Source organism: Nostoc sp. GT001 (assembly GCF_030382115.1).
Lineage (GTDB): Bacteria > Cyanobacteriota > Cyanobacteriia > Cyanobacteriales > Nostocaceae > Nostoc.
This window is the reverse complement of the sequence record NZ_JAUDRJ010000003.1, coordinates 3,762,718-3,778,032: the sequence shown is the minus strand read 5'-3', so window position 1 is coordinate 3,778,032 and position 15,315 is coordinate 3,762,718. Positions and strand designations below refer to the sequence as shown.

General features: G+C 44.4%; 10 protein-coding genes. 1 reads left to right on the top strand and 9 read right to left on the bottom strand.

The genetic code is table 11. The features are described 5' to 3' along the window. Nucleotides 1-156: 156 nt before the first annotated feature. From QUD05_RS19140 to QUD05_RS19120, 5 genes are all read right to left on the bottom strand, one after another. A complete protein-coding gene (locus tag QUD05_RS19140) occupies nt 157-2,784 on the bottom strand; it encodes a chloride channel protein (RefSeq protein WP_289797459.1) in 2,628 nt (875 codons plus the stop codon). A 220-nt stretch (nt 2,785-3,004) separates the two neighbouring features. Further along, nucleotides 3,005-4,318, bottom strand: a complete 1,314-nt coding sequence (locus tag QUD05_RS19135; RefSeq protein ID WP_289797458.1) for a TldD/PmbA family protein — start codon at nt 4,316-4,318, stop codon at nt 3,005-3,007. Nucleotides 4,319-4,669: 351 nt separating this feature from the next. Continuing rightward, the gene (locus tag QUD05_RS19130; protein WP_289797457.1) at nt 4,670-5,530 is read right to left on the bottom strand and encodes a Tab2/Atab2 family RNA-binding protein; all 861 of its coding nucleotides are present in this window, start codon (nt 5,528-5,530) and stop codon (nt 4,670-4,672) included. Between the two features lie 315 nt (nt 5,531-5,845). Beyond that, on the bottom strand, nt 5,846-6,490 hold the full coding sequence (locus QUD05_RS19125; RefSeq protein WP_289797456.1) for an HAD-IA family hydrolase: 645 nt from the start codon (nt 6,488-6,490) through the stop codon (nt 5,846-5,848). A gap of 232 nt (nt 6,491-6,722) precedes the next feature. Then, entirely contained in the window at nt 6,723-7,916 is a 1,194-nt protein-coding gene (locus QUD05_RS19120; protein ID WP_289797455.1) for an NAD(P)/FAD-dependent oxidoreductase, read from the bottom strand. Nucleotides 7,917-8,115: 199 nt separating this feature from the next. Between QUD05_RS19120 and QUD05_RS19115 the strand changes: the two genes are divergently transcribed. Further along, nucleotides 8,116-9,102, top strand: a complete 987-nt coding sequence (locus QUD05_RS19115) for a methyltransferase domain-containing protein (RefSeq protein ID WP_289797454.1) — start codon at nt 8,116-8,118, stop codon at nt 9,100-9,102. 214 nt (nt 9,103-9,316) lie between these two features. Here the strand turns inward: QUD05_RS19115 and QUD05_RS19110 are convergent, their stop codons facing one another. The 4 genes from QUD05_RS19110 to QUD05_RS19095 form a co-directional block, all read right to left on the bottom strand. Continuing rightward, nucleotides 9,317-10,423, bottom strand: coding sequence for a HAMP domain-containing protein (locus QUD05_RS19110; RefSeq protein ID WP_289797453.1), 1,107 nt, complete (start codon nt 10,421-10,423; stop codon nt 9,317-9,319). A 332-nt stretch (nt 10,424-10,755) separates the two neighbouring features. Further along, entirely contained in the window at nt 10,756-11,424 is a 669-nt protein-coding gene (locus QUD05_RS19105) for a response regulator transcription factor (RefSeq protein ID WP_289797452.1), read from the bottom strand. Next, on the bottom strand, nt 11,402-13,006 hold the full coding sequence (locus tag QUD05_RS19100) for a sensor histidine kinase (protein WP_289797451.1): 1,605 nt from the start codon (nt 13,004-13,006) through the stop codon (nt 11,402-11,404). The genes QUD05_RS19105 and QUD05_RS19100 overlap by 23 nt, the downstream gene beginning before the upstream one ends. 187 nt (nt 13,007-13,193) lie before the next feature. Next, complete coding sequence (locus QUD05_RS19095; protein ID WP_289797450.1) at nt 13,194-15,221, bottom strand: serine/threonine-protein kinase; 2,028 nt, start codon at nt 15,219-15,221, stop codon at nt 13,194-13,196. Between the last annotated feature and the right edge of the window lie 94 nt (nt 15,222-15,315).

Here is a 15,315-nt window from a genome sequence, read left to right as displayed (position 1 = left end):
ATGAAACTACTAGTTTTGTAACAGCGATCGCAAGAAGGTATCAATTGAGCTATAGCAATCCTAATTGAGTTGTGAAAATGCGCGATGTCCAGATCCCCGACTTCTCGAAGAAGTCGGGGATCTAATTTTTCACGAATGATTTAGGATTGCTATAGTTTATTTTTGAATCGCACCCCTGACCAAAATCACTGTACTTTCGACACCAGAAGCGATCGCTTCGGGAATATTACCTTGAATCGCTTGCTGTAGCAATCCCTCGCGGGATGCTCCCAAAACCACAACGTCGTAACCTTCAGTTTGCACTAGCTTAATCACACCTTCGGCGACTGAATTAGCTTGCACTGGGAGAGCAACTACAGTACTCGACAATTTGCGGCGACGCATCAAATGGCGGATGGCTTGTTCTGAAATTGACATATCTGGCTTGAGTTCAGATGGCTTAAACACCTGTGTCAGGCGAATTTTCGGATCGTTTCCTAATGTAATTAAAGCCGGTAGCAATTTAATTGCCAGTGGGGAATTGGGACCACCAGCCACTGGAACTAGCCAACGGTTAAAGGAGTGCTGAGTGGGGAGTGGGGAGTGGGAAGTAGTGCCTAATTTTACTAACACGACTTCGCAGGTGGCTTGGCGAATTATGGTGTCAACAACGTTACCAAAAATACGACCAGGGGTAGATGTGTTACCTTTCCATCCCATTAAAATTAGGTCGATGTGTTGTTCGTTGATTGTTTCCAAAATTGCCTGCGCCACATCGTGGGTAACTCGAATCTGCGTGTGCAAGGGAATTTTCCACTTTTTTGCTAAGACTTCTGCCTGTCGTAACAAGCGGCGACTTTTTGCTGTTCTTACCTGTGTTTCTGATGGGGAACTGTGGCGGGGTATCAGCATCACTTGCACGCAATCTATTTCATAATGGCGATCGCGGGCAATAGCTGCTGCCATTTGTAATAAAACACCTGCTGTTTCGGGATTTGCTACGGGTACTAATAATCTACCTCTACCAGTGCTGGGCGATCGCGTCTGGTAAACTATGTATGAAGGTTCTGGTCGCAGTTTCGGTGTCGCATTTTCACAATTGAGATGATCTGCCTCCGCCCGAATAATATCTGCACGAGTAATAATCCCAATCAGTTTTCGTCTATCTACCACCGGTAAGCGACTGATTTGATAGCGATCGAGTAAATATAGTACATTACTAAGGGTGTGAATTGGTGATACTGTCATCGGGACAGATGTCATAATTTCTTTTAAGAAAATATCGGCTAAATTGCGATCGCGCAGTGTGTGATTTGTACTCTCGCGGATTTTTAACAAATCTGATTGCGTTACAATCCCCACTAACTTGCTATCTTCTACCACAGGGAAACCGCGATGATGAGAATGAGCAAAAGCTTGCATTGCTTCTTCCAAGCTCATCTCTGCATCTAGAGTTTCTACCCGTTCTTGCATCACATCTTTTGCAGTTAACTTGCTTAATGCTCCTTCCATCGCAACTTCTTTGGTGAGAGTAATACCTTTTAACTCCAAAAGTTTCTCATAAAGCGAACCAGGCACTACCTTATCCGCAACCAGGTAAGCTGCGACAGAAACAATCATCAAAGGTAACACTAGGTTGAAATCTGTAGTCATCTCAAAGACAATCACAATTGCTGTGATTGGCACTTTCGAGACAGCACTAAAAAATCCACCCATACCCGCTAAGGCATAAGTAGTAGGAGAACCAGATCCAGTAATATATAACTCAGATACACCGATGATGTGTCCTAAGCAAGAACCCAAAATCAGACTGGGAGCGAATAATCCCCCCGGCGCTCCCGAACCAAATGCAATCAGTGTGAGGATGAACTGAGCCGCAAAGGCGATCGCGGCGACGCTAGGATGGGAACTTCCAGTAATTAATGACTCCCGTAGTCCCGTATTATCACGGAAGGATGGGGGGAGCATGGCCACGACAACACCAGAGATAAATCCAGCTAAAGCTACCTGCAACGGTAAGCTGATGTGTAATCTTCGATAAAATTTAATACTAAATATGATGCCGCGATTAAACAATGCACCAAACAAGCCTGCCAAAATACCTAACAGGATGAAAAAGGGAATTTCTGGAATGGAGAATTGGCTGGAAGATTTTACTAATTGCAAGTTAAGGTCAAGAGAGCCACCACCCAAAAGTCGGGATATCACGCCACCAATAAAAGAGGCGATAATGGCAGTTCCGAGAGTCAATCCTGATAAATCTTGGAGTAACTCTTCAACGATAAATAATACACCTGCGATCGGGGCATTGAAAGCAGCAGCCAAACCCGCACCCGCACCCGCTGCAATCATCTGCCGTCGATGATCTGGAGAAGTCGGAACCCAACGACTCATTCCTGCTGCCAAACCAGCCCCTACTTGGACAGTAGGGCCTTGCCGTCCCAGAGTCATGCCAGAACCAATGGCGATGATGGCACTGAGTAACTTCACACCTGCTACCCGCCAAGATAATGTCACAGGCACATTGGCAAGAGATGCTTTGACTTGTGGAATACCGCTACCAGAAGCCTCTGGTGCTAATCTATCCACCAACCATCCAGCCAGAAATCCCAGGACAAGACCAATTGCAGGTAGTACCAGCCATGCCGGCAAAAGGTGGGTAGTATGCACTCGCCATGTCCCCAGCCATCCCGATCCTACTTTCAGGAATACCGCAGATAGAGCAGCAACCAGACCGATAATACAGGCTTCGGCGATCGCTAAACCTCTTCTAGGCTGCCACCAGGTGCGAAAACGCTGATTCATACCAGTTTTGGATTTTAAATTTTGGATTACAAATCTTTCCTAAAAAGCTGTTTAGTGGAATCTTAGAGGATGGTTTAAAAGTCTATATCAAGGCTCATATCCCCGACTTCTTAAAGAAGTCGGGGATATTATTATTCACAAATAATTTAGGATCGCTATACAAAAGCACTCTCCCCAATTACGAATTACGTTAGCGTAGCGGGGCGTAGCCCATTACGAATTAATTACTTCTCCCCGTAGTGGATAGCCCTTCTACTATCAGAGATGGAGTATAACAAGAACCATTCCAATCAACATCGTTGCCTAGTGTAACCAATTGCTTCAGGGCTGTGTAAACATTACCTGCAACCATAGTATCCTTAACACGCCCAATTACTTGACCATTTTGGACGCGATAGCCTAAATCGACATTGATCGAAAAATCTCCAGAAATACTGCCGCCACCACCCAACATTTGATCGACAATCAAGCCATCATCTAGTTGTTGAATCAAATCTGGTAGCGATGCCGAACCTGGCTGGATGAGAAAATTAAATAAACCAGGGGTGGGATAGCTACCTAAACCAGGGCGAAAACCATTTCCAGTGGTGTTAGTACCCAGTTGAGAGCCGGTAGTGCGATCGCTATAGAAATGCTGTAAAGTCCCGTTTTGGATAAATACCAGAGATTGAGTCGGAGTCCCTTCATCATCAAAAGGGCAACTGTAAGGGCCAGCTTCTGGATCTTGGTACATGGTGAGACTGGGTGCAACTACTTCTTTACCCAAACGTTCTGCCCAAGGTGAAGCTGCTTCTAAAACTCGCTTGCCATTCAAAGCGGCTTGTACAGTACCCCAAAGCATATCGGCGGCTTTAGAAGTGAACAAAATCGGCACACGACCAGTAGGAGGTGAGATATTTTCTTTAGACCAAATTAACCGTTGTAAAATTTGGTTAGCTAATCTCTCTGGATCGAGTTCCCCGCGCTTAGTTTGACCATCAGCAACACTTAAAAAATCATCACCACGCACCCATTCTGCTGATATATAGCAGCTGAGGGTAGTGTCTGTATAGTGACAATCTAAACCTTTGGTGTTGACTAGTCTAGTGGTTTCAATATCACATTCCCAGTCACCATTGCATACAACATCGGGATAAGCATCACGGATGAGTGCGATCGCTTCTTTGCCCCAGTCCACCAAAACCTCTATCGGTAAACTTTCTCCTAAATCGGGGTAGTCAGGCTGAAAGTTAGAGCCTAATTCTACAGTTTCCGGTTGATTTAGTTGACTTAGAGCCAGAGCTTTTTCCACCATTACTTCGGCTAAGACAGAACCGTAAGCCACCGTTAGTCCCGGACGCCCATTTCGCCAAAGCCGTAGTGCTGTGCCTTCAGATTGGTTAGTTTCTAGCTGTTTGAGTCGGTTTGCCTCAAAAAACACTGGGCGAGAAAGCGATCGCGATTGATACACTTCAGCAGCTTCTGCTCCAGATTTTATAGCTAGTTCCAGCAACTGTTCGGCGAGTGTATCTTGTGACAAATTTTCAGAACCCATGACCCTTAGTGAATTGTGGATTTTGAACCGCATATCAACGCTGTCTCAACAGAAGTGCGATGTCTACGACGGGGTACGCCTACGCACTTTCCAGTGATGAACGCAGATAACTATCCAAAAATCATCAGTGTTTCTTTACAGTTACGATTTAAAACCGCAGATCCACACTGATGGACGCAGTTAATTATCCCAAATCATTGTCATGTCTCAACGGATCTAGTCATTTGTCATTCGTCATTCGTCATTGGGCACAAAAGACAGAGGGAAAAAACTTACTGCAACTTCTCCTCGGTCACTGAGCGTTGGTCATTGAGCGTAGCCGAAATGAGCCGAAGTGCCCCCTGCCCATTTTCAAAGATTAACCTCTTGCAACAGCCAAAAACCAGCAAAAGATTCTGCTTTGGGATCGGACTGTACACCGATAAAATGTACTCCATTAGCTTTTTGCTTGGCTGCTTCAAAACCTTTAGCTTCCGCTAAAATTTGAGGTTTTTTGATATTTGCCACAATCCAACTTTCAGTTACACCAGTTTCTAAAACCAATCTCGCCTCTTCGCTGGTGTCAAATCTTAAGAAAGCCAACTCCAAACCAGACATCCACCCAGCCAAGGGTAGCGCTCTCGATGAGAAAATCAAAATACCAGGAATACGGGCTTCAGGTGAAACTTTCGCCAACTCTAAAGGGAAAGCTTCACCAAAACCAATCTCCCACTCTGGCATATCCGCAAAATCCGCAGCATTTAAAGTAACAAATACCCACTGCTGTCCTTCCAAGGCATCCGGTAAACGTTGCGGCAAAGGTTTCTCCAAGCGGACTGAGGGATTAGTCCCCCCTTGATACCCTGCCTCTTGAGGATACACTTCTTCCATCCGCTGTTCTAACCATTGGTTGAGAACCAAAGTACGGCGGCTAGGCTGGGCGGGAATGCCTATATCTTGGCAAGCTTTAGTAATCATATTGTTCATTTGGCGGCGGAAAAAGCGGATTTTAATTGGTGCTTTTCCAGCTTGGTCAATAGCCTCCTGCAATGCTGTCCGCAACCAGCCCGAATTTACCTGGGTACTGGGACAATATTGAGTATAGCGAAACAAAGAGTCTACTTTTGTGCCGATATCCAAGGGGCTTTCGCAGACTAAGACTTCCCAAACTTTTTTTTGATTAGCGTCCAAAATCGGACGAGAGTAAAAATCGATTTCCCAAATACTGCCCATGTTTTGCGGTAAAAATCTGGCTGTTATGTTTTCCTGATATGTTGATCATACGAGTGTTGGGGCAGCAGGGGAATAACGGAGTTGGGAGTGGGGAGTGGGGATAAGGGGTTTCTGAAGTGGATGTTTTAAATTTTAACTCTTCACCATCTCCCTTATTTCTCATTGTTTGAGCAGAACATAGGAAGTTTTTGGAGTAATAGGCTTGGCGATGACTGGGGAATTCATCAGGCGATCGCTCTTAACAAACCCTGTTAGTCTTATGATTGATGTGGGCTGAAACCACTATTTTTCCGAAGGTTTATCAAAGTTTGTGATCTAATGACGGTTAATCCAAACGCCTCTGAGTCCAGCTGCTTTAGCTGCATGATAGTCTTCTACAATGCTATCGCCAATATGCCACGCCGCCTCTGGCGAACATTTATGTTTATCTAAGGCAATGGCAAAAATTTGCGGGTCGGGTTTAGCTGCACGTACCTGCGTAGAAATGGTGACGGAGGTAAAAAACTCTCTCAATCCCAAACTTTGCAATACTGAGTAAATCCGAGAATCAAAATTAGACAGCACCCCCAAGCTAACTCCCAATCGCCGCCAGTTGATTAAAGCTGGCAAGACATCGGGATAGACAAACCACGGTTCGCCAGTGCCAAAGTGAATGTAAAGTTCGCTAAAAAAAGCCGAAAAGTCAGCAAATTCCTTAAGAACACCTGCACTTTCAAAAGTGTTCAGGGCAATTATCCGCCACCAATCAAACTCGCGCTGGGGAATATCTTGCAGTTCTGCATCTGGAAATATCGGTGGCGGCGCAGCTTTAAAGCTTTTGATGAAAGCTGTATTCAATGTTTCGGCTGAAACTGTAACGTCAAATTCCTGGGCTATCTGACTATAAACTTTGCCCACACTACCTTTGACATCGAAGAGTGTACCCACAGCATCTAAAAAAATAACTTTCGGTTGTTCCATTAAAGTTTGAAAATTTTGAATGTTGAATTTTAGATTTTGGCTTGTTAAGAGCTTCTGTGGGTAGAGTCTAGCATCTGCTAAGTAGATTGGCGGAAATTAAACAAATCATCGTAAATGTATTGGTTTTTTTACCAATGCCCCATACTTCGACTTCTCTTCGAGACGCTACGCGAACGCGGTAGTTGAGCGCAGTCGAAACTCAGTACAAGTGCCCAATTCCCAACCTTGAAAGTTACCGAGAAAGTGTTTCTATAATCGGACGGAATAGCCAATTAAAACCAACTTTCAGCTGATGGTCTAAAGTTGGCAATCTATATAAATAAGCAGCACGACGAGCGACGTATGCCAAGGGACCATCTAGTTTAATTCCCAAACCAGTGAGAGTGGCGTTGTCTATTCCTAGTGCCATCATTTCTCCTAACTGTTGGTAGTGGAAAGGAAGGAGGGGGCGATTAGTCGAAGTTGCCCAGATATTCCAAGCAGTATAATCAGCTTGTTGAAAAGCGGCTTGTGCGGTGGCGGGAACTTGCTGTCCTTCAGCGTCATGACAGTCTGCTAAATCTCCCAAGGCAAAGATCTCTGGATGATCGAGGACTTGCAGATTGGATGTAGTGGTGATTTGACCACGCTGATTTTGCTTGAGAGCAAGAGAATTTACTACAGGCGCAACCCTAGTTCCCACAGTCCAAATTACCAAATCCACGGGAATCGTATCTAACTGGTTTTTGTACTCTAGGGAAATGCTATTTTGTTCGATTGATTCGATTTTGGTTTCTAAGTCAAGAAACACACCACGGGCATCTAAGGCTTTCTTTGCTGCTTCCCGATTAAACTCTGGGGAAGTTCGCAAGATTTGGTCGGCGATTTCAATTATCCGAAATCGTCCTCTTTCTCCTAGTCTGTCGGCTAACTTACAGGCTAACTCTACACCACTGTAGCCAGCCCCAACGATCGCTACCCGAATTTTATCAGCATCCGATTCTTCTAAAAATCGCAGGCGTTCTTCTAAACGATAGGCATCAGAGATTGTACGGAATGTGTAGGCGTAGGCTGCCGCACCAGGGACTAAATCTAGCGGTGTCTCACCTCCTAGCGCCAGCACTAATCGGTCGTAAGGGATTTCCGGGCCTTCTTGGATATTTACCCGTTGCTGGTCAATGTCAATTCCAGACACAACCCCTTGATAAAAACGCACCCCTGTGCCTTGTAAAAGTTCTTCAAAGGGTGGGGCAATTTCCCAGGTTTGCAGTTCGCCAGTGAGTAATTCGTAAAGTAAAGGAGAGAATAGGAAGCGATCGCTTTGATCTACTAGAACAATTTCGGGTTTTTGCGTAGATTCCCAAGGTAATTGACTTAACCGCAGGGCTGTGTAGAGACCACCAAAGCCTCCACCAAGGATACAAATTCTAGAAGTTTGTTCAGTCATCTATTCTATGTTATGGAACAATCAATATTAATTAGGCAACTAACTTCAGGGTAACTGAAAGTTTAGGTTTCAAAACCCTCCATTTGTATGAATGGTTTTAACATTGGTAACTCAGCGCTGCTTCGGTGATAAATTTGGACAGCTTGCATTCTAACAATTGGATAAACTTGTTGTTAGAAAAGATTAAGGTTTTATTTCCATGAGTTGGTTTTTTTCGACGCTGGGAGTTTTCTTGGCACTAATGATGCTGTTGCTAGCGTTATATCTAATTACTGCGAGGCCTTATCAATCATCTAACTCCGTAGCCAATTCCTATGACGAATGGACTGAAGACGGTATTTTGGAATTCTACTGGGGTGAACATATCCACTTAGGTCATTATGGTTCGCCACCACAACGAAAGGATTTTCTCACCGCTAAATCTGACTTTGTGCATGAAATGGTACGTTGGGGTGGTTTAGATAAATTACCCCCTGGCACTACTGTCTTAGATGTTGGCTGTGGAATTGGAGGTAGCAGTCGCATCTTGGCACGAGATTACGGTTTCGCAGTCACAGGTATTACCATTAGTCCCCAACAAGTCCAACGCGCCCAGCAGTTAACCCAAGAGGAACTTGATGTGCAGTTTCTTGTGGATGATGCTATGGCACTTTCTTTCCCAGATGCTAGTTTTGATGTAGTTTGGTCGATTGAAGCCGGGCCACACATGCCAGATAAAGCCATTTTTGCCAGAGAGTTGATCCGGGTGCTAAAACCCGGTGGAGTGATGGTTTTAGCCGACTGGAATCAGAGAGACGATCGCCAAAAACCGCTCAATTTTTGGGAGAAACGGGTAATGCGGCAACTATTAGATCAGTGGTCGCATCCGGCTTTTTCCAGTATTGAAGGCTTTTCCGAGCTTTTGGCAGCAACGGGATTAGTTGAGGGGGAAGTGATAACGACAGACTGGACGAAACAAACACTTCCTTCTTGGCTAGATTCCATCTGGCAAGGTGTGACTCGACCAGAGGGATTGGTGCGTTTTGGTCTATCTGGTTTCATTAAATCTCTGCGAGAAGTACCTACCCTCCTACTGATGCGGCTAGCATTCAGCGCGGGTCTGTGCCGATTCGGGATGTTCCGCGCAATCAGGGCTAACTCGTTGCAGAAATCAACTAAGCAGTATAGTTTGATTAGCAATTCCTGACAGCCTCGTTAGTTTTAGAGGACTAGTCCGAATGGCACTAACAAAAAACAAGATGATGGAGAACTCTTGAGCAAAGTGCTTTGTTGCAAACTCTTTCCCCTCTGCTCCTTTGCCCCTCTGCCCCTCTGCAACCCTTACGCTGCCTACTATACGGCTTAACTTAGTGCCATTCAGGACTAGGGCTAGTCCTATGTTACAAAAATGTGGGTAATCCCTACTTACCTTGCTGATTTTCCACGATTTGTGCTTGGGTGTGACGCAGTTCCGCTAACGCCAATTCTAAGCGTTGATTTTTTTCATCTAACTCCTGCGTCCGTTCGCGTACTTTCTTTTCTAGAACCTGGCTATATACTTCTAGCTGTTCATTACTATCCTTTTGAGCTTTTATGAGTTGCTGAACTTCCTGGATAAGACGATTGAGGGAAGTAGCTAAGATGCCAACTTCATCATTAGTCGTGACGGGTGCTTGTAAATCGAAGTTAGATTCTTCTGTAACCTGTTGGGCAATATGGGTAACAGCTTGAATGGGACGAGCAATGGCGCGGCTGGTGTAAATTGCTAGTAATGTGGCGATCGCAATTGATAGTGACAGACTGCCGACGATAATGTATAAGCGTAATTTTTCCGCTGTTTGTAGTTCCTGTTTTGCTTGCTGATACTCCTCGGCTGTAACTTTCACAAGCTTGCTGATGTCATTGAGAAAGTCATCCATCAAAAAAACTGACGAGCCATGCATAAAATTGAATAATTGAGCTTGTGCTCTCTTAATCTCTATTGGTGATAAATTATTGGGATTATTCTCTTTAAAAAAAGCTTCTGTGCGCTGTAAGTAAGCGCTAAAACCTTTATAATTCTGCAACAGAGGATAAACTGTTTTTTTTCCACTTACAAAACTATAATTTGGCTTATTAATAGTATAATTTGCTGTTAATTCAAACCAAACTTGTCGGGCTTCGGAAACATACTCTAGTAATTCAGTGTAATTTTTTTTCCATAGGTTTGGTCTATCCATGTAGAGAATCATTTGGTGTTGAGTGGTGCGGACATAAAACACACTCGTTTTTAGCTGTGAGGCTTGATATAACTCTTCAAACGCTGCTTCTTCCCGTTTTTGTGCCTTCTCCTTGTAATGATCTGCAATTAAAAAACCCATAGTAGTTCCCAGTACGGCGATACTGACAAGCAGTGCATATCCAATACCGATTTTTTGACCAACCTTCAAATAGCTAAACCAATGTCTAGAAATACTGTGATTTGATAGTTGCAAGCGGCTATTTGATTGCTTAGAGGCCAGTTTATCAAACTTACTGTGCTGTTTCATACTCAACCACGACTTAGATGGATTTCAATTCGTTCCAGTAAGTCACTGAAGCGAAATGGCTTGGTAATCTAGACTTCTTGCAGAAGTGGGGTGTATGTTAAGGATTAAAGGGTAAAGGTATGGAATTTTCCCTTACCCCTTAACCTTTAACATGCACCCCAATATCTTGGCATTTGTTACTTTTGCAAGATATCTAATAGTCATTTGCTCCATTTTTGAGTGCGATCGCTCCTTTGCGATCGTCTTTACGAACTGTGATGATGATAATCGTTAATGTCTCTCCCTGTCTACGAATTTCCCTTTATTAGCAAGGACTATTGACACGATTGGTATTATATTCGCAAGCGATAACCCATCCCTCTAACGGTTTCAATGATGTTGCTGCCTAGTTTCTTGCGAAGATAACCAACGTAGACATCAACAATATTAGAACCTGGATTATAGTCGTAACCCCAAACGAAATCTAGGAGTTGTTCTCGACTAATAACTTGTCCGGGATGACGACAAAACATTTCTGCCATTGTAAATTCACGAGCAGGTAATTCTACAAAGCGATCGCCTACTTTTACCCGTCGAGTCCGCAAATCGAGTACCACATTACCTACTGTGAGGATAAACTCTTGGGTGTCTCTCACTGGCCTAGCAGATCGCAAACGCAACTTTACCCGCGCCAGAAGTTCTTCAAATCGGAAAGGTTTGGTGACATAATCATCTGCGCCTCCTTCTAATCCAGCAACTTTATCGTGAATGTCACTCCGAGCCGAGAGAATAATTACAGGCAAATCTTCTCCCTGTCCCCGCAGTTCTTCCAATACCTGAAATCCATCTTTTCCAGGCAATCCCAAATCCAAAATTAGTAAGTCAAAAGCTCCACTGTGTATAACATCCACAACATGGAGTCCGTCGGCAACTGTTGTCGTTGTAAAACCTTGCGATCGCAATCCTTTCTCAATAAATGAGGCAATGCGGGGTTCATCTTCAACGATGAGAATGTTGGGCATAAGCACTCATCTCCTGCGGGGGATCGAGGGGTAAAACAATGGTAAACATCGAACCTTTTCCTAGTTGACTCCGAAGCAATACCTGTCCACCATGCGCCTGGGCGATCGCTCGGACAATTGACAGCCCCAATCCCGCACCCTCGGAACGACGACGACTGTTATAAGTTCGAGCAAAACGTTCAAAAATCCGTTTTTGATCGATAAGGGGAATGCCTTCGCCTGTATCGCGTACCCAGAAACGCACTTTTCCTTTAGCGATCGCAGAACCTATGGAAATAGTATCATTCTTTCCAGTATGCTGAGTCGCATTCTGGGCTAAATTCATTACAGCCTCAGTAATTCTCTGGCGATCGACTATAATCTGACCCTTTGCCACCGCATCTATTTGCCAATCTCGCTCTGCCAGAGTTTGGGCTTTGATAAATAACTCTTGGGTTAAGTCTGCTACATTCACCGTCGCTAACTGCAAAAAATCCAAGCGTTCTGCCTTTGCCAGCAAAATCATATCATCCACCAGACGGCTCATCCGGTCTAATTCTCCGATCACCAGTGCCAAGGTTTCCTGTTGCTCTTGAGGATCATCTCCCATTAGTTCCAAATGGCCGCGAATGATGGTAATGGGAGTCCTGAGTTCATGCCCCGCATCGTTGACAAATTCTCGCTGGGTGGCAAAAGCTGCCTCTAGTCTGTCCATCATTTCGTTGAATGTCGTTGCTAGTTCTGCCAGTTCTCCCTGACCTTGCGTAGGTAAGCGCTGAGTTAAATCTGACTCACTAATTGCATGGGCAGTGGTAGTAATTGTCCGTAGGGGAGCTAGCACCCGTCCCGCCGCCAACCACGCCAGAATGAACGACACCACAAACACTAAACTAGAAACTTCAATAATTACGGAAACTGCTTCTAGTGTCTCTGCTCGCTCACCATCTGTTTTATGGGCAACAACAAAGACACCTCGCATTTTTCCATTAATTTTAATCGGTTCTACTATGTAAAGGATTTTACTGAGATCGGGGTCAGAAAATTCTTTTTCTCCGTGTTCTGGCTTAGTTTGTTTTGCCCACCGTTCCATGAGTGGTGATTCCTTGGCAAGTGGTTTGGGACGCGCTCTAGGGCTAGACTTATAAAATTCACCATCAACAAAGGTAATGAAATAAGAGTCATCTTCTGGTAGTCGATATAACAAATAAGCTCTGAAAAGCCTAATCAAATCTTCTTTGGAAGTGGGAGGAGCGATTTGTTTTTTTCCGGCCAGCAACCATTTCAATTGCTCTGGCCCAATCACTATGTTTTCTGGATCGTCCTCGGTCAGCGCATCCTCTGTAGCAAAGGTTTCACCTTTAATTAAGGCATTAAAAGCCGCTATATCTTCTACCATATCTTGACGAACTCGCTCATCAATGCGGTGGTAGAGGTTATAGCGAAAGGCGGGAATGGCGATGAGAAATGTTATCCCCAAAATCAGCAAGTACCAGAGCAAAATCCGGGTGCGTGCTTCTCCAAATACTTGCTGCCAAACTGAAAACAGCTTTGTTATTTTAATCCCAAACCTGCGATCGCGGCGATGGTTGATGATGCTGCTCATTTTTACCCCTCCCCATTTGAGACAGTTTATCGCAATTGGGGATCATGGGCTGGGGAAAGGTTAAAGGNGCAAGGGGTAAAGGTAAATTCAAACTCTTTCCCTTTCCCCTTTACCCCTTAACCGAAAAGTATTGGGTTCAAAGGTGGATGAACGAGATTCTTAACTCTCCCTCATCCCCAATCCCCATTCATTGAGACAACCGCCAAATCTTAATCGTGTTATCTTCACTACCGCTAACAAGGGTTTTGCCATCAGGAGTGAAGGTAACAGATGTGACGGTGTTGGTGTGCCCCGCCAATGTGAGAATTTCTTCTCCTGTTGCTGTATTCCACAGTTTGATAGTGCGATCGCGGCTACCACTAGCAATAATTTTACCATCGGCACTGAAGGCTACGGATGTGACAGTGTTCTTATGTCCCGCTAATGTGCGAAGTTCTCTTCCGGTAGCTAAATTCCAAAGTTTGATGGTGCGATTGCGGCTAGCAGTGGCTAAGATTTTACCATTTGGGCTAATAGCCACAGTTGTCACTGTTTGAGAATTTCCTTCTAGTGTGCGGATTGGGTATCCTTTTGCTAAATTCCAGATTTTGATCGTCTTGTCAAAACTGCCACTGGTCAGAATCACACCATTAGGACTGATAGCCACCGATCGCACCCAAAATGTATGCCCTGCTAGTGTGCGAATTTGCTCTCCTGTTGCCAAATCCCAGATTTTAATCGTGTTGTCATCACTAGCACTAACTAGAGTCTCGCTATCAGCACTGATGGCTAGGGCATGAATTGAGTCAGAATGCCCTATAAGAGTGCGAATTTGTTTGCGCGTTGCCAGATTCCAGATTTTAATGGTGTTGTCATCACTAGCACTAACCAGAAGTTTGCCATTTGGGCTAATCACTACGACATTCACCTGCTGAAAATGCCCGTTGAGTGAAGAGATTAGTTTTCCGGTTGCGAGATCCCAAAGTTTGATTGTGCGATCGTCGCCACTGCTGGCAATGGTTTTACCATCGGGACTGATGGCGACAGATAAAACTGAGTTTTCGTGTCCTTGGAGGGTGTTAGCTAAGGAAACCTTACCCAAGCTAATCTGACTCAAAATCGCGTCATTTTTACCAGGACTATTGTGTTGAATCAACCTAGAGACCAAACTGGTTTGAATCCGGCGAAAATTTTTATACCAAGATTCGCTGAATCCAAATAACAGAATGAAAGCACTTACTAAGATTAAAATTCTCAGTAAGGGATAACTTTTTGGTAAAACTGGTGCTTTAGTTGGTGGTAATTTCCCAGATGACTTACCCGCAGGTGGCAGGGCGAGGAGTTGTTTGGGAGTTAAGTCTCTCAAAACTTCTTCGGCTGACTGGTAACGTTCCTGGATATCTTTTTTTAAAAGCTTGTCGATGACAAAATCCAACTCAGGATTTATCGGACTCCGTAAATATTCTCGCCAATTACTTACCCAGGCGTACCCAGATTCCATCCACAACTGAAACGGCGAATTTCCCGTTAGCAGATGAAAGCAGGTAGCCCCCACACCGAACAAGTCGCTGGCGGGGAAAGCTTTGCCATCTCTAATTTGTTCTAGGGGAGAATAACCATGCGAACCAATGGATGTGCCAGATTTCTGCTGAACTTTGGCGGTAAATTGCTTTGAGGAGCCAAAATCAATCAGGCATAATCGCCCATCATTCTTATTGCGGATAATATTTTCTGGTTTGATGTCTCGATGAATAACTTTGCGATCGTGGATAAATTTTAGGATGGGTAGTAAATCTAGCAAAATAGATTGAATGTCTCTAGAGTTATAAGCCTTGCGCTGTTGCAACTCCTTTAACAAATTATCTCCATTAATAAACTGCTGCACCAAATATAGGCAGCCGTCTTGCTCAAAATAAGCTATCAAAGTCGGAATTTGAGGATGTTCCCCCAGGTCTTGTAATCGCTGCGCTTCTTCTGCAAACAACTCCATCGCCTTTTTTTGCGACCAAGTTCCTTGGAATTTTGGGGCTAATTGCTTGATAACACAGCGTTCATTGAGTTTATCTACGTCTTCTGATAGATAGGTTCTGCCAAATCCCCCCTCATCTGAAAGGACTCGGATGACACGAAAGCGATTTCTTAAAAGTGACACCAGCGGGGTGCTACAACTTTGGCAAAACTTCTTTCCATTGGGATTCAGGGGATTTGAGCAATCGGGATTTAAGCAGCAGATCATGATCTGACAGGCGCGACTGCATGACAACTTAGGCTAAGTTTGCCCCGAACTTTCCCTTAAGATAATTGACTCTCGCTTACTTGTGGTAGATAAA